The following is a 23,101-nucleotide window of genomic DNA, read 5'->3' as shown; positions in this document are numbered from 1 at the left end:
CCCCTTCTTGGTGCGTGGGTGTCAGCCCAGGCGCGCGAAGCCGTAGTTCATCAGCTTCTTCGCGTCCGCCGTGCGGTTGGCGACCGACGTGGAGGCGAGGACCGTGCCGATGACCGTCTTGCCGTTGCGGGTGGCCGCGAAGACCAGGCAGTACTTGGCCTGCGGGCCGGAGCCCGTCTTGATGCCGATGGTGCCGGCGTAGCCGGACAGCAGCGGCTTGTTGGTGTTCTCCCAGCTCATCCAGCGGGTGCCGCCGTTCGAGGTGGTGACCTTCTCCTTGAAGTTCTGCGTCTTCACTATGGCCTTGAAGGCGCCGCTCTTCATGGTGTTGCTGGCGAGCTTCGTCAGGTCGCGCGGCGTCGAGTAGTTCGCGCCGTTGCCGATGCCGTCGAAGCTGTCGAACTTGGTGTTCGTCATGCCGAGGCTGCGGGCCGTGCTGTTCATCTTGCCGATGAACGACTTCACGCGGGCGGCACGCGTCGTGCCGGTGCCGAACTTGTCGGCGAGCGCGTACGCGGCGTCGCAGCCCGACGGCAGCATCAGCCCGTAGAGCAGCTGGCGGACCGTGACCTTGTCGCCGACGATCAGACCGGCCGAGGAGGCGGTGTTGGCGACGATGTAGTCGCTGTACGCCTTCTGGATGGTGACCTTGGCGTTGAGGTTCAGGTTCGCCTGGGCCAGCACGACCTTCGCCGTCATGATCTTCGTGGTGGAACCGGTGGACAGCTTGGTGTCGGCTGCCTTGCCGTACAGGGTGGTGCCATTGGCGTTGTTCATCAGATAGCCGCCCTTGGCGACGATCGTCGGAACGGCCACAGCGGCTTGTGCGGGCGCCGCGGTGAGCGCTCCGGTCGCGAGCACGGCGCCGGTGGTGACCACCACGGCTGCGGCTCTACGAAAACGGATGCCCTGGATGCCGGTTATCAACTTCAATACCCCGATTACGTCTGAATCGTCCGAATGCCCCTGGAGAGCGGCCGAGTTGGCCGAGTAGGCGAAACGCCGCTCTCGTGTGACTCGTAACTAGCACAGTAGGTTGTGCGCGTGCTGAGGCGGGTTCCCCGATTTTCCCTTTCCGAGGGACGCCGTATGGCCGGGCGTGGTTCCCGCGCCCCTTCAGAAAGTTGAACTGTTGTCCGCGCGGCGACGTCACGCCCCGGGCGGGGATCGGTTCGGGGGTCGGTCCATATGGCGGACGGGCACCTTCATGCGTACGTGTTGTATCTATGCTGTCGGCATGAGCAGCCTGGCCGTGCAGCACGTGAAGCAACCTCCCGCCGCCGACCGCGTCTACGCCCATGTCAAAGAGGGCGTCCTGGACCGCCGTTACGAGGGCGGGACGCTGCTCACCGAAGGCGAACTGGCCGAGGCCGTAGGAGTGTCGCGCACGCCCGTGCGCGAGGCGCTGCTGCGGCTGGAGGCCGAGGGACTGATCAAGCTCTACCCGAAGAAGGGCGCGCTGGTCCTGCCGGTCTCCGCGCAGGAGATCGCGGACGTCGTCGAGACCCGGCAGCTGGTCGAGGAGCACGCCATCCGCAAGGCGGTGCCCGCCTCGCCGCAGCTCATCGCCCGGCTCACCGAGCTCCTCGACAGCCAGCGCGAGCAGGCCGCCGCAGGAGACCTCGCGGGCGCCGCCGTGACCGACCGGTGCTTCCACGCCGAGATCGTCCGCAGTGGGGGCAACGAGATCCTCTCCCGGCTCTACGACCAACTGCGCGACCGGCAGCTGAGGATGGGCGTCGCCTTCATGCACGCCCACCCCGACCGCATCAACAAGACGCTCACCGAGCACCAGGAGATCCTCGACGCGCTGCGCTCGGACGACCCGGAGGCGGCGGTCGCGATCGTGCACCGGCACGTCAACTGGTTCTCCAACCTGGCCCGGGGCGACGTCCGATGAGCACCAAGCCTCTCGGCGGCGCCGGTTCCGGCGTGCCTGGCGATCCTCCCGGCGGCCGTCGCGCCGTGCTCGTCTGGTCCGTCGGCGTCTCCGTGTACTTCGTCGCCGTCATCTTCCGTACGTCCCTCGGGGTGGCCGGGCTCGACGCCGCCGACCGCTTCCATGTGGGCGCCTCCGCCCTGTCGACCTTCTCGATCCTCCAGCTCCTCGTCTACGCGGGCATGCAGATCCCGGTCGGACTGCTCGTCGACCGGCTCGGCACGAAGAAGGTGCTGGCCATCGGGGCCGTCCTCTTCACAGCCGGACAGCTGGGCTTCGCGTTCTCCCCCTCGTACGGCATGGCCCTCGCCTCCCGCGCGCTGCTCGGGTGCGGGGACGCGATGACGTTCATCAGCGTGCTGCGGCTCGGGTCCCGGTGGTTCCCGGCGCGGCGCGGGCCGATGATCGCGCAGCTGGCGGGACTGGCCGGGATGGCGGGCAACCTCGTCTCGACGCTCGTCATCGCGCGGCTGCTGCACGGCGTCGGATGGACGGCGGCCTTCGCGGGCAGCTCGGTCGCGGGTGTGGTGGTCCTCGTGCTGATGCTGCTGTTCCTCAGGGATCACCCGGAAGGGCACGAGCCGGAGCCGTTCCCGCATCAGGGGGCCGCGTACGTCCGTCGGCAGATCGTCGCCTCGTGGCGCGAGCCGGGGACGCGGCTCGGCCTGTGGGTGCACTTCACCACGCAGTTCCCGGCGATGGTGTTCCTGCTGCTGTGGGGCCTGCCGTTCCTCGTCGAGGGGCAGGGGCTGTCGCGGGCCACGGCGGGGGAGCTGCTGACGCTGGTGGTGCTGTCGAACATGGTGATCGGCCTGGTGTACGGCCAGATCGTCGCCCGGCACCACACGGCGCGGCTGCCGCTGGCGCTGGGCACGGTGGGCGTCACGGCGGTGACGTGGGCGGTGGCACTCGCCTACCCGGCGCTGTCCGGCGCCGGCCACGACCCGATGTGGCTGCTCGTGGTGCTGTGCGCGGTGCTGGGTGCCTGCGGGCCCGCGTCGATGCTCGGCTTCGACTTCGCCCGCCCCGCCAACCCGCCCGAGCGCCAGGGCACGGCATCCGGGATCACCAACATGGGCGGGTTCGTCGCCTCGATGACGACGCTGTTCGCGGTCGGTGTGCTGCTCGACATGACCGGGGACAACTACACGGTCGCGTTCTCGTTCGTGTTCCTGCTGCAGGGAGTCGGCGTCAGCCAGATCCTGCGGTTGCGGAAGCGGGCGGCACTGCGGGAGCGGGAGCGAGTCGTTGCCAGCAGGGTGACTTCAGTGCACGTTCCTGTGTAGGTGCCGCGTGCTTGTGCGGGCGTTTCTGGGGGCTGCCGCCCCCAGGCCCCCGCTATCGGCCCTGAAGGGGCCTCTCCTCAAACGCCGGACGGGCTGAATTGTGCCGACCGGCGTGAAGAGAACCCTCAGGGCGTCACCGCGAAGTGGCGCAGGATCGCTGCCGTGAGGCCCGGGTCGCCCTCCGTCTTGATGCGGTCGGCCGCGGCCTCCGGGGTCACCCGGCCGCAGGCGAGGCGGAAGTAGGTCTCCCAGTCGAGGGCGAAGGTGGCGGCGGGGCCGAGGGCCGGGGAGGTCTCCAGGGTGCCGCGGCCGTTGATGTCGACGCGGATCGTGCGCAGGAACTCGATGGGACCGTGCACGTCGAAGACGATCGCCGAACTGCGCGGTGCCCCCGCGTCCTTGGCGACGACCTTCGGCAGCATGCCGAGGAGTACGTCCCGCACGATGTGCGCGCCGGGCGAGTCGAGGTTGCCGGGCCGGCCGAGGGCGGTACGCAGGTCCTGTTCGTGCACCCATACGTCGAACGCCCGCACGCGCATGGCGTCCACGAGGGCGGTCTCCCGGCCGTGGAGGCCACGGATGATCGCTCCCGGTTCCCGGGTCTCGTTGCGCAGCTGGCGGTTGCGGCGGATGACCGTGTACTCCAGCTCGGACGTCATCTCGGGGGCCGTGTGGTGCCGCCGTACGTCGACCTGCATCTCCGTGTAGCGCTGCTGCTCGTTGGTGACGTGGTAGAGGTCGCGCGGGAGGGTGTGGATGGGACGCGGGTCGCCGAGCATCTCGCACTCCATGCCGATGACATGGGAGACCACGTCACGGACCGACCAGCCCGGGCATGGGGTCCGGCGGTTCCACTCGCCCTCCACGAGCGGTGACACCAGCTCGGATATCGCGTCGATGGAGTGGGTCCAGGCGTCGGCGTAGGGCTGGAGAGTGGGATGCAGACTCACGGAACGGGACCCCTCGGGCGGTCGGTACGCGGGCAGTGGTGACGGCGGATGACGGCGGGTGTCGACGGCGTTGTCGGCGTTTTCGGCGGTACGAAGGCGCGGGCGGGTAGCTGTCAGCGGGTGTCTTGGAACGTTAAGTTACGCTGCTGTGAGGCACCCCGGCAGTGCTTTCGTGTGACGATCGTAGGCCCGTGTGAACGGCTCGAATGTCAGGACGGTGGTAGTGTGCGCGCCTCGCTCATCCAGATCGGTGTAGAAGAGGGCGAATCGGTCGAATCGCGCAGAAGGCGCGTGGCCTCCCTGGTGCGGGACGAGTCCGGTGCCGACCTCGTCGTGCTGCCCGAGCTGTGGACGACCGGGGCTTTCGCGTACGAGCGGTTCGCGACGGAGGCCGAGCCGCTGGACGGCCCGACGTACGAGGCGATGGCCAAGGCGGCGAGCGACGCGGGCGTGTGGCTGCACGCGGGCTCGATCCCGGAACGCGACCCCGAGGGCCCGCTGTACAACACCTCCCTCGTCTTCTCCCCCGCCGGCGACCTGGCCGCCGTCTACCGCAAGATTCATCGTTTCGGCTTCGACAAGGGCGAGGCCGTGCTGATGGGGGCGGGCGAGGAACTGGCCGCCGTCCGTCTCCCTGAGACGATCATCGGGCTTGCCACCTGCTACGACCTCCGTTTCCCCGAGCTCTTCCGCGGCCTTGTCGACGAGGGCGCGGAGACCCTCGTCGTCTCGGCGGGCTGGCCGGAACGGCGGCGCGCCCACTGGACGCTCCTGGCCCAGGCGCGGGCGGTCGAGAACCAGGCGTACGTCCTTGCCTGTGGAACGGCCGGAACCCATGCGGGAGTTCCGCAGGCCGGTCACTCGATCGTGGTCGATCCCTGGGGCGAGGTGCTGGCTGAGGCGGGTGACGCCGAGGAGATCCTGCGGGTCGAGTTCGACCCCGCGAAGGTGGGGGAGACACGGGAGCAGTTCCCCGCACTGAAGGACCGGGTGCTCGGGGTCGCCGTCCCGCGTCGCCCCTGACACGGGCGCGGGGGCGGCCGGTCGCCCGAACTCCCCCGCGGCCCTGCGGTTTTCAGTCGTCCGACCGCTCCTTCTCCGCCAGGTGGATCACGCAGACCGCCACCGCGATCAGGAGCGCCGGATCGGCGTCCTCCCGGACGACGTCGACCCCGTAGGTCTCGCGGACGTGCAGCCAGCGGCGGGAGATCTGGGCGAGGAGTTCACCGTCGTGGTCGACCGCGAACTCCCGGTCCAGGATCTTCCCGCTGACGTCCAGTTCCGTGCCGTCCACCAGCGTCACCCGGTAGTGGTTGCGCAGCAGGGACAGGCGTTTGCGTCTGATCGTCGCCAGCTGGTCACCGGCCCGTTCGATCACCATGGTGTCCCGCAGGGCGAACATCTTCTGGTGGATGTCGATCAGCACCTGCCCCTGCGTGTCCTTCAGTTCGAAGGTGTCCCGCAGCCGCATCGCCTTGCCGTCGACGAGGTACACCTTGTGGCCGTGCTGGTTCTCGATCCAGTAGTCGTCGCCGAAGCCGAGCAGCCGGTCGCGCACGAGGAATCTCATGCACTCACCGCTTCCCCGCAGCGGCGCCCGGGAAGCCGCCGGTACGCCGATGGGCCGATGCCGGTTCAGCCGTGGTAGCGGTCGTCGTCGATCACGGTCGTCGAGGGCGGTACCACTACCCGCCTGCGACGCGCGACACTGCGGAAGGCGAGGGCGCCGATCAGCCCGACGATCATCAGGATGACGCCGACCAGGTCGAGGTTGACCCCCTCCATCTCCCAGTCGGTCGCGAAGGTGAGGATGGCTCCCACGGCGATGAGGATGATGCATCCGCCGAGGCTCATGAGTGTTGCCTCCCTGTCGGGTCCGGTCGTTCCGGAGGTTCCGGGTGTTCCGGAGTGTCCGGGTGCCCGGAGCCGGGACAGGTATGCGTGTTCGCGTGACCGGAGTGGTCCTAGCCCTCCAGGAAGGCGACCAGGGCGTTGGCGAGCAGGTGCGGGTCGTCGGCGCCGCACAACTCCCGTGCGCTGTGCATCGACAGGATCGCCACACCGATGTCGACCGTCTTGATGCCGTGCCGCGCGGCGGTGATCGGACCGATCGTCGTGCCGCAGGGCATGGAGTTGTTGGAGACGAAGTTCTGGAACGGGACGCCGGCCTTTTCGCAGGTGGCCGCCCAGACCGCGCGGCCCGAACCGTCCGTGGCATAGCGGTTGTTGACGTTGACCTTGAGGATGGGGCCGCCGTTGACGCGCGGGTGGTGCGTCGGGTCGTGCCGCTCCGCGTAGTTGGGGTGGACGGCGTGGCCCGTGTCGGAGGAGAGGCAGACGGTGCCCGCGAACGCCCTCGCCCGGTCCTCGTACACCCCTCCGCGCGCGAACACCGAACGCTCCAGAACGCTGCCGAGGAGCGGGCCGTCCGCGCCGGTGTCGCTCTGCGAACCGTTCTCCTCGTGGTCGAAGGCCGCGAGGACCGGGATGTACGGAAGCTGCCCGGAGCCGGTGGACACGGCTGCCAGGGCCGCCGTGGCGGCGTGTACGGACAGGAGGTTGTCCATGCGCGGCCCGGCGACCAGCTCCCGGTCGCGGCCCAGGTAGGCGGGCGGTTCGACGGAGTGGGCCATCAGGTCCCAGCCCGTGACCTCGCCCGGCGCGAGCCCGCACTCCTCTTCGACGAAGGCGATCAGGTCACCCTCGCGGACGTCGTCCGACATGCCCCAGATCGGCTGCAGATGGCGCTGCTTGTCGAGCTTCAGACCGTCGGTGTTCACGGCACGGTCGAGGTGGATGGCGAGCTGGGGGACTCGCAGAAGGGGCCGGTCGACGTCCACCAGACGTGTGGTGCCGTCCCGCAGGGTGAGGCGGCCGGCGAGGCCCAGGTCGCGGTCGAGCCAGGAGTTGAGCAGCGGTCCGCCGTAGATCTCCACGGCGACCTGGCGCCAGCCGTGTCCGCCGAGGTCGGGCACCGGCTTGACGCGCAGGTTGGGGGAGTCGGTGTGGGCGCCGACGATCCGGAAGGGGGTGTGCGGCGCGGCGCCCTCGGGGACGTACCAGGCCACGATCGCGCCGCCGCGCAGCACGTACTTGCCGCCGCTCGTCCCGTCCCAGGAGTCCGTCTCGGCGACCTGGCGGAAGCCCGCCTTCTCCAGCCGCTGGGCGGTGTTCGCCACGGCGTGGTACGGCGACGGACTTGCCGCCAGGAAGGACATCAAGTCGTCGGTGTGGCCGCGGTCGAAGCGGTGGGGTGCGCTCATGGGGTTCACCTTAACGACGTAACAGGGCCCGCTCCCTGGGATGGTGAGCGGGCTCTCGTAACGGGGATGTGAAGGCCGGACAACTGGCTCGGGAGTCAGTTTCCGGACACCGGACGGACCGTGTGGGTGTGTCCCGGTTCAGCAGTACGGCGACCCGCCCCGGAAGGTGATCCGGGTGCGGGCCGCCGAACTTGGCCTGCTGTGTGCCTGGTGCGCCGTATGTGTGGGAGCGGTGCGTGCGGGAGCCGGGTGCGCCCGGGGTGCGCTCAGAAAGCCGCTTCGTCCAGCTCCATCACGTCGAGGTCGACGCCGGCCGCGAGCTTGCGGGCGCCGGTGACGCCGGGGAGGACGTTGGCCGCGAAGAACTTCGCCGCCGCGATCTTGCCCGTGTAGAAGGGGATGTCCTTCGCCGACGCCGTCGGCAGCTTCTCGGCGGCCACGGCGGCGCCCTTGAGGAGCAGGTAGCCGACGACGACGTCGCCCGAGGCCATCAGCAGGCGGGTGGTGTTGAGGCCCACCTTGTAGATGTTCTTGACGTCCTGCTCGGTCGCCGCGAGGTCCGTCAGCATCAGGCCGACGATCGCCTCCAGCTCGACGGCCGCCTTGGCCAGCTGCTCGCGGGCCACCGCCAGGTCCTCGCCGCCCGTGCCCGGCGCGAGGAACTTCTTGATGTCCTCGGCGAGGGAGTTGAGGGCCGCGCCCTGGTTGCGGACGATCTTCCGGAAGAAGTAGTCCTGGCCCTGGATCGCGGTCGTGCCCTCGTACAGGGTGTCGATCTTGGCGTCGCGGATGTACTGCTCGATCGGGTACTCCTGGAGGAACCCGGAGCCGCCGAAGGTCTGGAGCGACTGGGCGAGCTGCTCGTAGCCCTTCTCGGAGCCGTAGCCCTTCACGATCGGGAGCAGGAGGTCGTTGAGGGCCTCCAGAGCGGCGCTGTCCTCGCCCGCCGCCTCCTTGACCTGGATCTCGTCCTGGACGGAGGCCGTGTAGAGCACCAGGGCGCGCATGCCCTCGGCGTACGCCTTCTGCGTGATCAGCGAGCGGCGGACGTCCGGGTGGTGCGTGATGGTGACCTTGGGCGCCGTCTTGTCCATGAAGTTGGCGAGATCCGGACCCTGGACGCGCTCCTTGGCGTACTCCAGGGCGTTGAGGTAGCCGGTCGAGAGCGTCGAGATGGCCTTCGTGCCGACCATCATGCGGGCGAACTCGATGATCCGGAACATCTGGCGGATGCCGTCGTGCTTGTCACCGATCAGCCAGCCCTTGGCCGGGTGGCGGTCGCCGAAGGTCATCTCGCAGGTGTTGGAGGCCTTGAGGCCCATCTTGTGCTCGACGTTCGTCGCGTACACGCCGTTGCGCTCGCCGAGCTCGCCGGTCTCGAAGTCGAAGAGGAACTTCGGTACGAGGAAGAGGGACAGGCCCTTGGTGCCGGGGCCGTGGCCCTCCGGGCGCGCGAGGACGTAGTGGAGGATGTTCTCCTCCATGTCGTGCTCACCGGAGGTGATGAACCGCTTCACGCCCTCGATGTGCCAGGAGCCGTCGTCCTGCTGGACCGCCTTCGTGCGGCCGGCGCCCACGTCCGAGCCGGCGTCCGGCTCGGTGAGGACCATGGTGGAGCCCCAGGTCTTGTCGACCGCGATCTGGGCGATCTTCTTCTGTACGTCGTTGCCCTCGTCGAAGAGGATGCCGGCGAACGCCGGGCCGGAGGCGTACATCCACACGGCCGGGTTCGCGCCGAGCAGCAGCTCCGCGTAGGACCAGATCAGGGAGCGCGGCGCGGTGGTGCCGCCGATCTCCTCGGGCAGGCCGAGGCGCCAGTACTCCGACTCCATGAAGGCCTTGTAGCTCTTCTTGAAGGACGCCGGGACCGGCGCGGTGTTCGTCTCGGGGTCGAAGACCGGCGGGGTGCGGTCGCCGTCCGTGAAGGACTCCGCCAGCTCGTTCTCCGCGAGGCGCGTCATCTCCTCGAGGATGCTCCTGGCGGTGTCCGCGTCCATCTCCGCGAACGGACCCGTGCCGTACAGCTTGTCGCGCCCGAGGACCTCGAAGAGGTTGAACTCGATGTCGCGGAGATTCGACTTGTAGTGCCCCATGGCGACGGCTCCGTAGAGAGATCGGCGAGGCACTGGCTCCTCGCGCCTTGTTCGTATACCGACTAGTAGCAAGCTTCCACGATGATGCTACCCGTCGGTAATAAGGCGCAACCCCAATCGGTCATCTGTGACGCGGAACGCGCCAAAGGCCGGGCGAATGGTCTAGACCGGGACGGCGAGAGTGGCCGTGTAGCCCTTCTCTACGCTGCCTGTCAGGGCCGCCATCTGCTGGTCGTAGCCGTCACTGAAGACCATGTCGGTCTCCAGGGAGAGCCGCGCCAGGTTCTCCACGCTGCTGCTGTACCCGTCCGTCGCGTACACCGTGTCGCAGACGTCCTTCGGGATCGCCAGCTGCGAGGTGCTGGTGATGGAGGTGGCCGCGGTGGCGTCCGCCAGACTGCCGTAGACCTCGAAGTGGATGTGCGGCCAGCGGCCCGGGTAACAGCCCGGGAAGATGCTCTTGAAGGTGACCTGGCCCTTGGCGTCGGTCTCCTGGATGCCCCGCAGGTAGTTCTCGTCGGTGACGCCCGCCGTGTAGAGGGAGTAGTCGCCGGAGCGGTCGCACTGCCAGAGGTAGACGGCGGCGCCCGCTTTCGGGGTGCCGCAGCCGGAGGCCGCGTCGACGACGGTGAGCGTGACCGTGAGCGGCACGCCCTCGGCCCTGCCGCCCGCCGAGTCGCCGAAGCTGGACGTGATGTCGCTGCGGACGACTCCGCTCTCCTTGAGCACGTTCACCCCGTTCGAACCGTCGCCCGGGTAGGGGCCGGCCGTCTCGTCCGGGATGGTCGCGCACTCGGTGGACGAGGACGGGGACGTGGCTGACGAGGAGGCGGCGGTGGACGTGGAGGGCGAGGAGGCCGCCTTGTCGTCGGTGGAGCACCCCACCAGCGGCACGAGGCTCGTGCCGGCCAGCAGTCGGATCATCCGGCGGCGGGCGAGGACGGGAAGATCGTAGGAGAGGCCTCTGTCGTGCTCGTGGTCCTCGTGCCCGTGGCCCTGGTCGGGATGCCCGTGGCCTGTTGCCGATCCGTTCAAGGCCGTCTCCTTTTGTGCTGGCATCCGCCGGCCATTGCCCGGACCTTGCCACTGTCTGATGGTTTCTTTGCCGAAGTCGACGGTACGGGGTGGCCCACGGCGCGGGGACGGAAGCGCGGGGACGGAAGCGGGGGGACGGCCCCGCCGCGCTCTCGGTACTCTTGCGCCCATGTATGGATATGGCCAGCACGGCGATGGGGGTGCAGCGCAGCAGTACGCCCAGCCGCAGCAGCAGATGCCCGGCGGGTACGGCCAGCAGCCGCCGCTGTACCCCGAGCCGTCCCCGCCGTCCCTCGCGGACGCGGTGCGCGCTTTCACGACGGGCTCGATGTCGGCGGAGGACTTCCAGCAGGTCTTCGCCACGTCGAAGGTGTACTGCCCGCGCGGCGACAACCCCGGCTTCCTGGCGCTGCACAACACCCAGCAGCCGGTGATCCCGATGTTCACCTCCCTGAAGGAACTGCGCCGGTACGCCGGCAAGGAGTCCAAGTACTTCGTGATCACGGGCGCCGAGGTCATCGACCTGCTGCCCACCGGGTACGGCTTCGTCGTGGACATGGAGGGCGAGCACCGCATGGTGTTCGACGCGAAGGCGGTCGAGCAGATGGTGGAGTTCGCGATGCGCAGGATGTACGGCTGAGGGGCGACCCCTCGTTCCCTCGTTGCCCGGTGCTTCCGCGGGCGGCGGAAATCCCCACGCGATTGTCACAGGCATGCCATAGGGTTCCTCCTGGCAGCCGCGCCCCACTGGCCACCGCTTCCGGCGGTCGTGCCTGGGTGTCGCGCGGCGCTCTCAGCTCCCGGTGATTCCGGGTTCCTTGTGGGGGGTTCACTACTGTGCGTATGCGCAGCACTTCGACCGCGACGGCGCTCGCGGTTCTCTTCAGTTCGGTGGCGCTGAGCGTCGCCGTCACCGGCCCGGCCTCGGCCGCCGTGGCCACCGTGCAGGCGCCCGGGGGCATCGTCGCGGACGCGGCCCTGAAGCGGGTCTTCCTCGGCGACAGCGGCAACGGCCGTGTCGTGGCGGCGAACTACGCGGGCACCGTCGTCGACACCGCCGGCGGCCTCGGTTCGGTCTCCGACCTGGCACTGTCCGACGACGGCCGCACCCTGTACGCGTCCCTGCCCGCGCGGCACCAGATCGTGGCGCTCGACCCGGCCACCCTGGACATCAAGGTCCGCTACTCGATTCCCACCGACACCGGCCCGCGTCACCTCGCCTTCACCGGCGGCAAGCTCTGGTTCAGCTACGGCGACCAGTGGGACGGCGACCTGGGCTCGGTCGACCCGAACTGGACCGGGACCCCGGACCCGCTCCCGGACACGTCGCCGACCGCGACCCCGACGCCGACGTCCGGCGAGCCGACAGCACCGCCGTCCCAGCCGCCGACCTCGCCCGCGCCGGACCCGTCCGACGACCCGAGCGCGGAGCCGAGTACGGACCCGAGTACGGAGCCGTCGCCCGATCCGTCGGACGAGCCCACGTCGCCCACCCCGTCCCCGGAGACCTCGGCCGACTCCTCGTCCGGCTCCTCCGACCCGTCCGTCGGGACCTCCGCCGAGGTTCTGGCAGCCGGGGTCGCGGACGGCCCGGTGTCGATGGAGCAGTTCCCCGAGGGCCCCCTCGGCTTCTGGGGCCAGGCACTCCTCGACGCGAGCACGGCGGCGCCGGGTCTGCTCGCCCTCGGTGAGATCGGCGACTCCTCGGCGACACTCGCCGTCGTGGACGTCTCCGGACCGACGCCCCAGCTGGTCGGGTACCACGACCGCAGCTACGAGTTGAACAACGGGATCGGCGACCTCGACCTCGTACCCGGTGCCCCGCAGGTGCTGACCGACGGCACGGACCGCAACACCTACGCGAACGGCACGTTCACCAAGACGGGCGCCTATCCGGGTGGTCAGAGCGCCGACATCGCCCCGAACGGCCTGGTGGCCCAGGTCAGCGGCTCCAAGGTGGCCGTCTACCGGCCGAACGCCACGAGGCCGCTCCGTACGTACACGATGGGCGCGTACGGCACCGCGGACCTGGCCTGGGCGCCGGACTCCTCGCGGGTCTTCGCCCTGGTCGGGACCGGCACCGGTTACACCCTCAAGGCGCTCACCGACCCGACGAAGAACGTCCCGACCCTGACGGTGAACGCGCCGTCGAACGCCACCCGCGCCAAGAAGCTCACGGTCTCCGGGAAGCTGTCGGCGACGGTCGCGCTGCCGGCCGGCGTCAGGCTGAGTGTCACCCGCACCGACCTGGAGACCCCGAACGGCAGGGCGCTGCCGTCGGTCACGGTGAAGGCGAACGGCACCTACTCCTTCACCAACACCCCGCCGGTCGGCGGCACGGTCACCTACAAGGTGGCGTACGCCGGTGACGCCACGCACGCGCCGGTCACCGTCTCCGACAAGGTCGCGGTCTCCCGCGCGGCGGCGACGTTGACGCTGAACAACAACAAGAAGCTCTACGACTACGGCACCGACGTCAGGTTCACCGCGCACCTGGGCCGGACCTACAAGAACCGCACGGTCGAGATCTGGGCCGACCCGCACGGCAGCGACAAGCCGAAGCGGCTGGTCAAGACCGGCAAGGTCAACTCCGCCGGAAATCTCTCCGCGATCGTCGACATGACCCGCGACACGAACGTCACCGCGGTCTACAAGGGCGACGCCCGCTTCGCGCCGAAGACGGTCAAGGTCACGTCGAACGCGCGGGTGCGGATCTCCACGGCCGTGTCCCGGCACTACAAGACGGCCAAGATCGGCTCGACCTCGTACTACTGGTTCCACAAGAACACCAACCCGGTGCTGACGACCACGATGCCCTACTACACGGGCCGCCAGCAGCGCTTCGACTTCCAGGTCTACTTCGAGGGCACGTGGTACTCGGGCGACTCCGAGTACTTCTCGCTCGCCACGAACGGCAAGTCGGCGGTGGAGCTTCTGGCGCCCGGTGAGTCGGGCATCCGAGCCCGGGTGCGGTCGACCTACGTCGACGGCGCCTCCGGCGACAACGTGAACTCGACGACGTACGGATCCTGGAAGTACCTGTACTTCAGCAACTAGCCAGCCCCCGGCCGATCCCTGGTCGGCTGTGAAGGCCCGGAGGGAATGCCCTCCGGGCCTTCTCTGTTAGGGGTAGCAGGAAGTTCAATAATCAACTAAACTGGCCGCACAAGGAGGTCCCGACATGCCTGCAGTGACCGTCGAGAACCCGCTGACCCTGCCCCGTGTGGCCGCTTCGGCCGACGCCGTGGCGCGTCCCGTGCTCACCGTGACGACCGCGCCGAGCGGTTTCGAGGGTGAGGGATTCCCGGTGCGCCGGGCGTTCGCCGGGATCGCCTACAAGCACCTCGACCCGTTCATCATGATGGACCAGATGGGCGAGGTGGAGTACGCGCCGGGTGAGCCGAAGGGCACCCCCTGGCACCCCCACCGAGGCTTCGAGACCGTCACCTACATCATCGACGGGATCTTCGACCACCAGGACAGCCAGGGTGGCGGCGGCACCATCACCAACGGTGACACCCAGTGGATGACGGCAGGTTCCGGTCTCCTCCACATCGAGGCGCCGCCGGAGTCGCTGGTCGTGTCCGGCGGGCTCTTCCACGGCATCCAGCTGTGGGTGAACCTCCCGGCCAGGGACAAGATGATGGCCCCGCGCTACCAGGACATCCGAGGTGGCCAGGTCCAGCTGCTCACGTCCCACGACGGCGGTGCGCTCCTGCGCGTCATCGCCGGCGAGCTGGACGGTCACCAGGGCCCCGGCATCACCCACACCCCGATCAGCCTGGTCCACGCCACGGTGGCCCCGGGCGCGGAGGTCACCCTCCCCTGGCGGGAGGACTTCAACGGCCTCGCGTACGTCCTCGCCGGGCGCGGAAGCGTCGGCCCGGACCGGCGGGCGGTGCACAAGGGGCAGACGGCGGTCTTCGGCGCGGGTTCGTCGATCACGGTCCGCGCGGACGAACTGCAGGACGCGAACACCCCGGACCTGGAGGTCGTCCTGCTCGGCGGCCAGCCGATCCGTGAGCCGATGGCCCACTACGGTCCCTTCGTGATGAACACGAGGGCGGAGCTTGAGCAGGCGTTCGAGGACTTCCAGAAGGGCCGGCTGGGGACTGTCCCGGCGGTTCACGGAATGTCCGAGGGTGGCCTGTAGACCTTCGAAAGTTCAGTACTGTACGAGTCGGGCCCGAAGTCGCAACTTGGTTTTGCGACTTCGGGCCCTGTCTTGCCTACAGGGCTACAGGGTTACTGGGCTACGGCAGCACGTAGAACGGCGCGCCGTCCGGAGCGCGGCCCACCTGACGCACACACCCGTGCTCGGACAGCAACTCCAGGGCGTTGCCGACGCGGTCGGGTGTCAGCCCGGTGCAGACGGCGATCTCCTCCACGCTGTAGTCGGCGCCGCCGTGGAGCAGTGCCGGGGCCAGGTGGGCGGCGACCGTGTGGACGTCCTCGGTGACGGCGAGGTTCCTGGACCTCCAGTTGGTCAGAAGCTGCTCGGGCGTCAGCTCCGGTGCCTGGACGGGCCGGGTGCGGTCGTCGGGGCGTCGCAGGGTCTGGGCGATGTCCCGCAGTACATCCACCATCACCTTCCCGTTGTCGTTGATCTGGCGCAGCAGATCGTCCGTCCGGATGCTGCGCTGTTCGAGTGCGACGAGGGCATCGGCGACCTGCTGCGGCATGACGTAGGCGGTGCCGCCGGTGGCAGCGGGCTGCAGGGGAGCCGGTTCGAGGGTGTAGGAGCCGTCGCGCTGGATGGCGACGATGACTTCGGAGACCCAGGTCTTGAAGGGCTGTGCCGCCGCCTTCGTGCAGCCGTTGACCAACAGGATCAGGCCCTGAAGGTTGACGACGTTCATGTCTCGTCGCCACTCCCGACCTGCGGGAACGCTGAGACAGTGCCTCAGGAGCACACTCTCGACACTGGCGAAGTTGGTCGCGTCGGCGACGTTCCGCAGAGCGGAGCCGACGTGTGCGTATCCCAGGTTCTTGCACACGTCGACGGCCGGGAACCAGTGAGCGCCGTCCGGCATCGTCAGCCTCCGTACCCGCGCACCTGTCGCCGCGTACACGAAGTCACTGATCTCGATCGCGTCCCGCTGTGCCGCCGACTCGTTCGACGGCGGGTTGTTGTTCTGCTCGTACATCGAGCATCACCTCCGCCTCCGAAAATAGGCAGGTGGGAGTGCAACTCGTGTTTGAAGCAATGATGTTCACTCGTTGTGCTGATGCGTCACCTCCGCGCCCGCACTCCCACCCGGCCCTCCCCCACCGCCTGCAGTGTGACCGCCGCCGTCACTGGCATCTCCGTGGCCGGGGACTCGACGTCGTACTCGCGGAGCAGTACCGCCAGGGCCAGGACCGACTCCAGCATCGAGAAGTGGCGGCCGATGCACGCTCGCGGGCCGCCGCCGAAGGGGAGCCATGCGTAGCGGTGGCGGGCGGATTCCTGGTCGGGGGTGAAGCGGTCCGGGTCGAAGCGGTCGGGGTCGTCCCAGTGGGCCGGGTGGCGGTGGGTGACCCAGGGCGAGATCAGGACGTCCGCGCCCGCCGGGACGACGTGGCCGTCGATCTCCGTGTCCGCCACCGCCCGCCTGCCCATCAGGGGAGCGGCCGGATACAGCCGCATCGTCTCCTTCAGGATCCTGGTCAGATACGGGAGTCGGTCCACGGTCGCCGCCGTGTACGGCTCCCCCGGGGGCAGCGCGTCGATCTCCGCGTGGGCCCGGGCCCGCACCTCGGGGTGGCGGGCCAGGAGGCGGAGGGCGAAGGCCAGTGACGTCGCGGTCGTTTCGTGGCCCGCCAGCAGGAACACCAGGACCTGGTCGCGGAGTTCGGTGGCGTCGAGGCTGCCGTCCTCGTCGTTCTGCGCCCCGGAGAGAAGGGAGAGCAGGTCGTCGCCCTGGTCGTCGGTCCCGGTTCCGTCGCTCCGGCGCGTCGCGATGATCCTGTCGCAGACCTCGTAGACCTCCCGGGTCGCCGCCTGTGCCCGTCTGTTGGACGGGGTGGGCCAGGTGCGCGGGAGCCTCAAGGGGGAGTAGGCCCGCCCCGTGATGTACGCGCTGATGACCGGGAAGTTGGCGTGGACGACGTCCACCGCGGCCTCGACATCCGCGCCGAACAGCACCCGGGTGACCGTCCGCAGCGCCAGCCGGTCCATCTCCCGTACGACGTCCACCTCGGGTCGGTTCCGCCAGCGTTCCGCTGTCGCCTCGGCCTCGCGGGTGATGGTCGTGGCGTAGCCGTCGACCCGCTTCTTGGTGAACAGGGGCTGGATCAGGCGGCGTTGGCGGAGGTAGTCGTCGTCCTGGCTGGTGAGGAGGCCGTTGCCCGCGGTCTGCCGGATCTCCTCGTAGAAGACGTTGTCCTTGCGGAAGTCGGCGGCCCGCGTGGCGAGGACCTGCTGGGCGCCCTCGGGGGAGAACACGCAGTACATGACCGTACGGAGGCCGGGTGGGCCGGCGGCCATGCGGATCACGTCGCCGTACTCCCGCTGGGCGCGGACGAAGGTGCCGAGCGGGTCCCTGCGGAGGTCGAGGGCGGAGCCCAGGAGGGGGCGGCCGGTGGGGCCGGGGACGGGAGCGGGGGTGTTGGGGGCCCCGGGTGCGGTCCTGCGGGCGCGGGCGGTGCGCGTGACGGCCATGGCCGTATCATCCGCTTTTCGCGGCCTCCGGGGAGTGCCTTTGCCTACTCCCTTTCCTGCCTCTCCCTTTCCTGCTTCTCGCTCTCCTGCTTCTCCGTCTCCTCCCGCTCCTCTTTCTCGTCCTTCTTCTCCTGAACCCTCTCGTACAGCTCGAACCAGATGCTCTTGCCCTCGCCGCGGGGGTCGACCCCCCATGCGTCCGCGAGCATCTCGATCAGCATCAGGCCCCGGCCCGACGAGGCCAGTTCGCCCGGGCGGCGTTTGTGCGGGAGGTCGTCGCTGACGTCCGTGACCTCGACGCGGATGCGGCGCTCGCCGGGGGCGCCCGTGACCTCGGCGACGACCAGGGCGTCGGCGTCCGTGTGGACCAGGACGTTGGTGGCCGTCTCCGAGATCAGCAGGACCGCCGAGTCGACCTGGTCGGGGCAGGGCCAGTCGTGGAGCTGTTCGCGCAGCTGCTGGCGGGCGACGGCGACACGCTCGGGTTCCGCCTGGGCGATCGTCAGCATGGTGCGCCGGACGGTGGGGCGTGGCACCGGCGGCAGCGTGCCGTCGGTGGCGCATTCGCCGGGGCGGCTCAGGAGCAGCAGCGCTATGTCGTCCTCGCGGCGGTCGGCCAGCGGGCCCGTGGTGTGGTGGGAGGAGGGGCCGTGCACGGCCTGGACCAGCGAGTCGGCCAGTTCCTCCAGACCGTCGCCCTTGATCTCTCCCTTGTGTTCCTCCAGCGTCCTGCGGATGCGCTGCCAGCCCGTCTCCAGGTCGTGGCCGCCGGTCTCGATCAGGCCGTCGGTGCACAGGAGCATGGTCTCGCCCGGTTCCAGGGCCAGGAGGGTGGTGGGGTAATCGGCGTCCGGGTCGATGCCCAGGGGCAGGCCGCCCGCGGTCGGGCGGGCGAGTACCGTGCCGTCCGCCATACGGATCGCCGGGTCCGGGTGGCCGGCGCGGGCGATCTCCAGGACGCCGGTCGTGGGGTCGACCTCGACGTACAGGCAGGTCGCGAAGCGCAGGTCGCCCCCCGCGCCCGCGCTGTCGCCGTCGCGGACGGCGTTGTGGGTGATGCCGTGCAGAAAACGGGACGCGCGGGAGAGGACCGCGTCGGGGCGGTGGCCCTCGGAGGCGTAGGCGCGCAGCGCTATCCGCAGCTGGCCCATCAGACCGGCGGCGCGGACGTCGTGGCCCTGGACGTCGCCGATGACGAGGGCGAAGCGTCCGCCGCCGGGCAGCGGGATCATGTCGTACCAGTCGCCGCCGACCTGGAGGCCGCCGCCGGTCGGTATGTAGCGGGCGGCGACGTCCATGCCGGGTATCTCGGGGCCGAGGGTCGGCAGCATGGACCGCTGGAGACCGTCGGTCAGTTCGCGTTCCGACTCGGCCACACCGGCCCGGGAGAGGGCCTGGGCGAGCATGCGGGCGACCGTCGTCAGGACGGAGCGTTCGTCGGGGGTGAAGCTGACCGGGTAGGCGAAGCCCGCCATCCAGGCGCCCATCGTGCGGCCTGCGACGGTCAGGGGCAGGAACGCCCAGGACTGACGGTCGAACACCTGGGCGAGAGGCCAGGCGGTGGGATACCGGATCTTGTAGGCCTCGGGGGAGGAGAGGTAGACCGCTCGGCCGGTGCGGACCACCTCGGCGGCCGGATAGTCGGTCTCCAGGGGCATGTGGGAGAAGGGGCGCTCGTCGCCGGGGCGCTGGCCGTGGTGGCCGACGACGGTGAGCCGGTCGCCCTGGACGCCGAAGACGGCGAGGCCGTCCGGTGAGAAGCCCGGCATCGACAGACCGGCCGCGACCCGCAGCACCTCCTCCGTGGACCGCGCCTCGGCCAGTGCCCGGCCCGCGTCCAGCAGGAACGCCTCGCGGGAGCGGCGCCAGTCACCGGTGACCGGGGTGCGTGCGGCGGCGCCCGGCGGAGGCTCGGTGACCTCCTGGAGGGTGCCCATCACGTCGTACGCCTTGCGGTCGAGGTCGAAGGTCGGCTTCGCGCGGCTGCGTGCGGTACGGATCACCCGGCCCTGCTCGTCCATGACCCGCACCCGGATCTCGGCGATGCTGTCCTCGGCCACGGCGAGCTGGATGACGCCGGTGATCTCGTTCCAGTCGACCGGGTGGAGGCGGGCCCGGGTCGCGGCCTCCGTGAGGGTGGTCGGTTCGGCGGGCAGGCCGAGCAGGCGGGCCGCCTCGGCGTCGAGTGTGACCAGTTGTGTTGCTGTGTCCCAATGCCACAGGCCGGTTGCGAGGGCGACCAGGACGTCCCCCACGGCGGGCAGGGGCTCACCAGTGCGCATTGACCTACTTTATGGAGAGGTGATCGCAGCGTGCCACCCAAGCTGTACCGGCCAACCTGTATGAGCCCCGCGCGGGCCGCGGTCGTACGGGCGGCGGGCCCGGCCGCGCGCCCGAACAATTGCGGGGAAGTGGTCTCAGGGCGGCCGGTACCCTTGGGTCTGTGTTTTCGGAGGTTTCGGTGTTTCACGTGAAACACCGGCCTCGATCCCTGATCCCCGATCCGCGAAGGCTGGATGAACGACGATGCATCGGTACAGGTCCCACACCTGCGGCGAGCTCCGCGCCTCTGACGTCGGCAGCGACGTCCGGCTGAGCGGCTGGCTGCACAATCGGCGCGACCTGGGCGGCATCCTCTTCATCGACCTGCGCGATCACCACGGCATCACGCAGCTCGTCGCCCGCCCCGGCACGCCCGCCTACGAGGCCCTCGACAAGGTCTCCAAGGAGTCGACGGTCCGCGTCGACGGCAAGGTCGTCTCGCGCGGCGCGGAGAACATCAACCCCGAGCTGCCCACGGGTGAGGTCGAGGTCGAGGTCGGCGAGGTGGAGCTGCTCGGCGCCGCCCAGCCGCTGCCCTTCACGATCAACGCCGAGGACGGGGTCAACGAGGAGCGGCGCCTGGAGTACCGCTTCCTGGACCTGCGCCGCGAGCGCATGCACCGCAACATCATGCTGCGTACGGCTGTCATCTCGGCGATCCGTCACAAGATGACCGCGCTGGGCTTCAACGAGATGGCCACGCCGATCCTGACGGCGACCTCCCCGGAAGGCGCCCGCGACTTCGTCGTCCCGTCCCGTCTCAACCCGGGCCGGTTCTACGCGCTGCCGCAGGCCCCTCAGCAGTTCAAGCAGCTGCTGATGATCTCCGGGTTCGACCGCTACTTCCAGATCGCACCCTGTTTCCGTGACGAGGACGCGCGCGCGGACCGTTCGCCGGGCGAGTTCTACCAGCTCGACGTCGAGATGAGCTTCGTCGAGCAGGAGGACGTCTTCCAGCCGATCGAGCGGCTGATGACCGAGCTGTTCACCGAGTTCGGCAAGGGCCGTGAGGTCACTTCGCCCTTCCCGCGCATCCCGTTCCGCGAGGCGATGCTGAAGTACGGCTCCGACAAGCCGGACCTGCGCGCCCAGCTGGAGCTGGTCGACATCACCGACGTCTTCGAGGGCTCGGAGTTCAAGGCCTTCGCGGGCAAGCACGTGCGCGCCCTGCCGGTGCCGGACGTGGCCTCGCAGTCCCGGAAGTTCTTCGACCAGCTCGGCGACTTCGCCGTAACGCTGGGCGCGAAGGGCCTGGCCTGGGTGCGGGTCACGGAAGACGGTTCGCTGTCCGGTCCGATCGCGAAGTTCCTCACCGAGGAGAACGTCGCCGAGCTGACCAAGCGGCTCTCCCTGGCCGCCGGGCACGCCGTGTTCTTCGGCGCGGGCGAGTTCGACGAGGTCTCGAAGATCATGGGCGCGGTGCGCGTCGAGGCCGCCAAGCGCGCCGGTCACTTCGAGGAGGACGTCTTCCGGTTCTGCTGGATCGTCGACTTCCCGATGTTCGAGAAGGACGAGGAGACCGGGAAGATCGACTTCTCGCACAACCCGTTCTCGATGCCCCAGGGCGGCATGGAGGCCCTGGAGACCCAGGACCCGCTGGACATCCTGGCCTGGCAGTACGACATCGTCTGCAACGGTACGGAGCTGTCCTCCGGCGCCATCCGCAACCACGAGCCCGACATCATGCTGAAGGCGTTCGGCATCGCGGGCTACGACGAGGAGACCGTCGAGCGCGAGTTCGCCGGCATGCTCCGCGCGCTGCGCTTCGGCGCCCCTCCGCACGGTGGCATCGCCCCCGGCGTGGACCGCATCGTCATGCTCCTCGCCGACGAGCCGAACATCCGCGAGACGATCGCGTTCCCGCTCAACGGCAACGCCCAGGACCTGATGATGGGCGCACCGACGGAGCTGGAGGAGACGCGGCTCCGGGAGCTGCACATCTCGGTGCGGAAGCCGCAGCCGAAGTAAATTCGGCAGGCAATTGCGCTTGTTGTAGGGGTGGCTCGGAATCGGCGGCGATTCCGAGCCATTCTTATGTGGTGCTCAGGAAACACGGGAAATCACAGCTCTCTGACAGGTCGCGTTCATAATCTCCGGGGCCATGACAGAGACCCCCCAGGAAGAATTCACGCGCCGCAGAGTCGTCGTCGCCGGTGGCGCCACGGCGGTCACGGCCACCGCGGTGGCACTGGGCGCCGGGCTGGCGTCCGCGCAGGGAACACCGGAGGGCATGGGCGCGCCGTACGGCGCCGGAAGCCTGCCCTCCGACACCCCCACCGGGACTCCCTCCGGTACCCCCGAGGCCTGCTATCTGCTGACCACGGAGACCACCGAGGGCCCGTACTACATCGACGCGGACAAGCTCCGCCAGGACATCACCGAGGACGAGGAGGGTATCCCCCTCACCCTCAGGCTCAAGGCGATCGACACCGAGACCTGCGGGCCGGTGCGGAACGCGGCCGTCGACATCTGGCACTGCTCGGCGCTCGGCATCTACTCCGGGTACGAGGACATGGGCAACGGGGGCGGCGGTGGCGGGGGCGGCGACACCCCGCCGTCCGGCACGCCGACGGACGTACCCACAGGTCCGCCCCCGTCGGGCGGTCCCGGCGGGCCCGGTGGCCATCAGGAGCCGACCGACGACGAGCGCTATCTGCGCGGTACGTGGCGGACGGACCGGCACGGCCAGGTCACCTTCCGGACGGTGTTCCCGGGCTGGTACCGGGGCCGTTGCGTCCACATCCACGTCAAGGTGCACGTGGACGGCACCTGGACCGACGCCGGCTACGAGGGCGGGCACACCTGCCACACGGGTCAGCTGTTCTTCGACGAGGAGTCGGTGCTGCTCTCGGCGGAGGTGGCGCCGTACTCGACGAACACGGCCCCTCGTACGACCCTCGACCAGGACGGGATCTACCCGGACAACGGCGCCGAGGGCGGGCTGCTGCGGCTGAAGTACAGGAAACGGGACATCGGGCGCGGGGTGCACGCCGAGCTGACGATGGGTGTGGCGCCGGACGAGACGCACGACAGTAATTGATTCACGTATGGAATGGGGCGGGCCGAACCTGTGAACCTCGTTGGGCTCCTGGGCGACGTCGAACCGCTTGTCGAACCGCTCCCACTTGCGCTCGGTGGCGCCGGTACCGATGCCGTACCGCTTGTCGGTGTCCCGGGAGGCGTTGGCGAAGTACTGGTTGAAGTTCTCCTCACCGTGCAGGGTCGTCCCCCACGGCGTGGTCCCCCCGGAGCAGTTGTTGAGCGTGCCGAGAGCCTTCCGCCCGGTCGGATCGGTGGAGGTCCTGAGGAGATCCGACCCGGCGGCCGGCCCGGTGATCCGGAACTCGGTGGTGGCGGTGACACGGCGGTTGAGCGGGTGGCGGAATACGGGGGTGAGCCTGCCGGTACGCCGGTCGCCCTCGACCACGACGGCGGACAGCCCGTGCGCGGCCCAGGCGACCTCGACCTGCTCGCGGGTCGGGTTGGCGGGGTCGTAGCCGCGGAACATCAAGATCTCGTCGGTGTACTCGTGGTTGGCGACCAGGAGCTGCTGGTTCCCGTGGAGGGGGA

At 69.3% G+C, this 23,101-nt stretch carries 18 protein-coding genes and 1 pseudogene; 8 read left to right on the top strand and 11 right to left on the bottom strand.

Going from position 1 to position 23,101, the window contains the following annotated elements:
* Positions 1 to 21: 21 nt before the first annotated feature.
* Positions 22 to 927 (bottom strand): D-alanyl-D-alanine carboxypeptidase family protein, encoded by a 906-nt coding sequence (locus STRTUCAR8_RS29120; RefSeq protein WP_044473089.1) that lies wholly within the window; start codon positions 925 to 927, stop codon positions 22 to 24.
* A 310-nt stretch (positions 928 to 1,237) separates the two neighbouring features.
* On the opposite strand from STRTUCAR8_RS29120, the gene STRTUCAR8_RS29115 reads away from it, so the two are divergent.
* Positions 1,238 to 1,900: a GntR family transcriptional regulator gene (locus STRTUCAR8_RS29115; protein ID WP_044473087.1), complete on the top strand. Its 663-nt coding sequence runs from the start codon at positions 1,238 to 1,240 to the stop codon at positions 1,898 to 1,900.
* A complete protein-coding gene (locus STRTUCAR8_RS29110; protein WP_006379678.1) occupies positions 1,897 to 3,225 on the top strand; it encodes an MFS transporter in 1,329 nt (442 codons plus the stop codon). Before STRTUCAR8_RS29115 ends, STRTUCAR8_RS29110 begins: the two co-directional genes overlap by 4 nt.
* Positions 3,226 to 3,350: 125 nt before the next feature.
* Here the strand turns inward: STRTUCAR8_RS29110 and STRTUCAR8_RS29105 are convergent, their stop codons facing one another.
* Positions 3,351 to 4,175 carry a maleylpyruvate isomerase family mycothiol-dependent enzyme gene (locus tag STRTUCAR8_RS29105; protein WP_006379675.1) on the bottom strand — a complete coding sequence of 275 codons (825 nt, stop codon included), beginning with the start codon at positions 4,173 to 4,175 and terminating at the stop codon, positions 3,351 to 3,353.
* A gap of 225 nt (positions 4,176 to 4,400) precedes the next feature.
* Here STRTUCAR8_RS29105 and STRTUCAR8_RS29100 point away from each other — a divergent pair, with 225 nt between their 5' ends.
* Positions 4,401 to 5,198 carry a carbon-nitrogen family hydrolase gene (locus tag STRTUCAR8_RS29100; RefSeq protein WP_006379668.1) on the top strand — a complete coding sequence of 266 codons (798 nt, stop codon included), beginning with the start codon at positions 4,401 to 4,403 and terminating at the stop codon, positions 5,196 to 5,198.
* A 52-nt stretch (positions 5,199 to 5,250) separates the two neighbouring features.
* On the opposite strand, the gene STRTUCAR8_RS29095 is transcribed toward STRTUCAR8_RS29100, so the two are convergent.
* The 5 genes from STRTUCAR8_RS29095 to STRTUCAR8_RS29075 all read right to left on the bottom strand — a co-directional run bounded on the left by STRTUCAR8_RS29095 (position 5,251) and on the right by STRTUCAR8_RS29075 (position 10,566).
* Positions 5,251 to 5,745 carry an LURP-one-related/scramblase family protein gene (locus STRTUCAR8_RS29095; protein WP_006379682.1) on the bottom strand — a complete coding sequence of 165 codons (495 nt, stop codon included), beginning with the start codon at positions 5,743 to 5,745 and terminating at the stop codon, positions 5,251 to 5,253.
* 65 nt (positions 5,746 to 5,810) lie between these two features.
* Positions 5,811 to 6,029 carry a DUF6458 family protein gene (locus tag STRTUCAR8_RS29090; RefSeq protein WP_006379665.1) on the bottom strand — a complete coding sequence of 73 codons (219 nt, stop codon included), beginning with the start codon at positions 6,027 to 6,029 and terminating at the stop codon, positions 5,811 to 5,813.
* 110 nt (positions 6,030 to 6,139) lie between these two features.
* Entirely contained in the window at positions 6,140 to 7,438 is a 1,299-nt protein-coding gene (locus STRTUCAR8_RS29085) for a M18 family aminopeptidase (RefSeq protein ID WP_006379679.1), read from the bottom strand.
* Positions 7,439 to 7,704: 266 nt separating this feature from the next.
* Positions 7,705 to 9,531: an acyl-CoA dehydrogenase gene (locus STRTUCAR8_RS29080; protein ID WP_044473086.1), complete on the bottom strand. Its 1,827-nt coding sequence runs from the start codon at positions 9,529 to 9,531 to the stop codon at positions 7,705 to 7,707.
* 162 nt (positions 9,532 to 9,693) lie between these two features.
* The gene (locus STRTUCAR8_RS29075) at positions 9,694 to 10,566 is read right to left on the bottom strand and encodes an intradiol ring-cleavage dioxygenase (RefSeq protein ID WP_006379666.1); all 873 of its coding nucleotides are present in this window, start codon (positions 10,564 to 10,566) and stop codon (positions 9,694 to 9,696) included.
* Between the two features lie 169 nt (positions 10,567 to 10,735).
* On the opposite strand from STRTUCAR8_RS29075, the gene STRTUCAR8_RS29070 reads away from it, so the two are divergent.
* The 3 genes from STRTUCAR8_RS29070 (at position 10,736) to STRTUCAR8_RS29060 (ending at position 14,719) form a co-directional block, all read left to right on the top strand.
* Positions 10,736 to 11,206 carry an SseB family protein gene (locus STRTUCAR8_RS29070; protein ID WP_006379676.1) on the top strand — a complete coding sequence of 157 codons (471 nt, stop codon included), beginning with the start codon at positions 10,736 to 10,738 and terminating at the stop codon, positions 11,204 to 11,206.
* 203 nt (positions 11,207 to 11,409) lie between these two features.
* Positions 11,410 to 13,623 (top strand): YncE family protein, encoded by a 2,214-nt coding sequence (locus STRTUCAR8_RS29065; RefSeq protein WP_006379672.1) that lies wholly within the window; start codon positions 11,410 to 11,412, stop codon positions 13,621 to 13,623.
* Between the two features lie 124 nt (positions 13,624 to 13,747).
* The gene (locus tag STRTUCAR8_RS29060; protein WP_006379674.1) at positions 13,748 to 14,719 is read left to right on the top strand and encodes a pirin family protein; all 972 of its coding nucleotides are present in this window, start codon (positions 13,748 to 13,750) and stop codon (positions 14,717 to 14,719) included.
* A 100-nt stretch (positions 14,720 to 14,819) separates the two neighbouring features.
* On the opposite strand, the gene STRTUCAR8_RS29055 is transcribed toward STRTUCAR8_RS29060, so the two are convergent.
* The 3 genes from STRTUCAR8_RS29055 to STRTUCAR8_RS29045 form a co-directional block, all read right to left on the bottom strand.
* Entirely contained in the window at positions 14,820 to 15,713 is an 894-nt protein-coding gene (locus STRTUCAR8_RS29055; protein WP_006379677.1) for a BRO-N domain-containing protein, read from the bottom strand.
* 86 nt (positions 15,714 to 15,799) lie between these two features.
* Positions 15,800 to 17,209 (bottom strand): cytochrome P450, encoded by a 1,410-nt coding sequence (locus STRTUCAR8_RS29050; RefSeq protein ID WP_006379667.1) that lies wholly within the window; start codon positions 17,207 to 17,209, stop codon positions 15,800 to 15,802.
* Between the two features lie 44 nt (positions 17,210 to 17,253).
* On the bottom strand, positions 17,254 to 19,491 hold the full coding sequence (locus STRTUCAR8_RS29045; protein WP_006379673.1) for an ATP-binding SpoIIE family protein phosphatase: 2,238 nt from the start codon (positions 19,489 to 19,491) through the stop codon (positions 17,254 to 17,256).
* Positions 19,492 to 19,735: 244 nt separating this feature from the next.
* Here STRTUCAR8_RS29045 and aspS point away from each other — a divergent pair, with 244 nt between their 5' ends.
* Both aspS and STRTUCAR8_RS29035 read left to right on the top strand, forming a co-directional pair.
* On the top strand, positions 19,736 to 21,499 hold the full coding sequence (gene aspS / locus STRTUCAR8_RS29040) for an aspartate--tRNA ligase (RefSeq protein WP_006379671.1): 1,764 nt from the start codon (positions 19,736 to 19,738) through the stop codon (positions 21,497 to 21,499).
* A 133-nt stretch (positions 21,500 to 21,632) separates the two neighbouring features.
* Positions 21,633 to 22,571, top strand: a complete 939-nt coding sequence (locus tag STRTUCAR8_RS29035; protein ID WP_006379680.1) for an intradiol ring-cleavage dioxygenase — start codon at positions 21,633 to 21,635, stop codon at positions 22,569 to 22,571.
* A 21-nt stretch (positions 22,572 to 22,592) separates the two neighbouring features.
* Here the strand turns inward: STRTUCAR8_RS29035 and STRTUCAR8_RS50385 are convergent.
* A pseudogene (locus STRTUCAR8_RS50385) lies at positions 22,593 to 23,101 on the bottom strand (PhoX family protein); the annotation flags it as partial.

Origin of the sequence: Streptomyces turgidiscabies Car8 (assembly GCF_000331005.1) — a bacterium.
Taxonomy (GTDB): Bacteria; Actinomycetota; Actinomycetes; order Streptomycetales; family Streptomycetaceae; genus Streptomyces; species Streptomyces turgidiscabies.
The sequence above is the reverse complement of the archived record's forward strand: the minus strand, read 5'-3'. Positions and strand labels throughout refer to the sequence as shown.

What these genes read in the sequence shown, in the direction of transcription:
- STRTUCAR8_RS29095 (WP_006379682.1), bottom strand. Translation starts at nt 5,745, where the DNA reads ATGAGATTCCTCGTGCGCGACCGGCTGCTCGGCTTCGGCGACGACTAC.
- STRTUCAR8_RS29055 (WP_006379677.1), bottom strand. Translation starts at nt 15,713, where the DNA reads ATGTACGAGCAGAACAACAACCCGCCGTCGAACGAGTCGGCGGCACAG.
- STRTUCAR8_RS29050 (WP_006379667.1), bottom strand. Translation starts at nt 17,209, where the DNA reads ATGGCCGTCACGCGCACCGCCCGCGCCCGCAGGACCGCACCCGGGGCC.
- STRTUCAR8_RS29115 (WP_044473087.1), top strand. Translation starts at nt 1,238, where the DNA reads ATGAGCAGCCTGGCCGTGCAGCACGTGAAGCAACCTCCCGCCGCCGAC.
- STRTUCAR8_RS29090 (WP_006379665.1), bottom strand. Translation starts at nt 6,029, where the DNA reads ATGAGCCTCGGCGGATGCATCATCCTCATCGCCGTGGGAGCCATCCTC.
- STRTUCAR8_RS29065 (WP_006379672.1), top strand. Translation starts at nt 11,410, where the DNA reads ATGCGCAGCACTTCGACCGCGACGGCGCTCGCGGTTCTCTTCAGTTCG.
- STRTUCAR8_RS29080 (WP_044473086.1), bottom strand. Translation starts at nt 9,531, where the DNA reads ATGGGGCACTACAAGTCGAATCTCCGCGACATCGAGTTCAACCTCTTC.
- STRTUCAR8_RS29035 (WP_006379680.1), top strand. Translation starts at nt 21,633, where the DNA reads ATGACAGAGACCCCCCAGGAAGAATTCACGCGCCGCAGAGTCGTCGTC.
- STRTUCAR8_RS29045 (WP_006379673.1), bottom strand. Translation starts at nt 19,491, where the DNA reads ATGCGCACTGGTGAGCCCCTGCCCGCCGTGGGGGACGTCCTGGTCGCC.
- STRTUCAR8_RS29060 (WP_006379674.1), top strand. Translation starts at nt 13,748, where the DNA reads ATGCCTGCAGTGACCGTCGAGAACCCGCTGACCCTGCCCCGTGTGGCC.
- STRTUCAR8_RS29085 (WP_006379679.1), bottom strand. Translation starts at nt 7,438, where the DNA reads ATGAGCGCACCCCACCGCTTCGACCGCGGCCACACCGACGACTTGATG.
- STRTUCAR8_RS29110 (WP_006379678.1), top strand. Translation starts at nt 1,897, where the DNA reads ATGAGCACCAAGCCTCTCGGCGGCGCCGGTTCCGGCGTGCCTGGCGAT.
- STRTUCAR8_RS29070 (WP_006379676.1), top strand. Translation starts at nt 10,736, where the DNA reads ATGTATGGATATGGCCAGCACGGCGATGGGGGTGCAGCGCAGCAGTAC.
- aspS (WP_006379671.1), top strand. Translation starts at nt 19,736, where the DNA reads ATGCATCGGTACAGGTCCCACACCTGCGGCGAGCTCCGCGCCTCTGAC.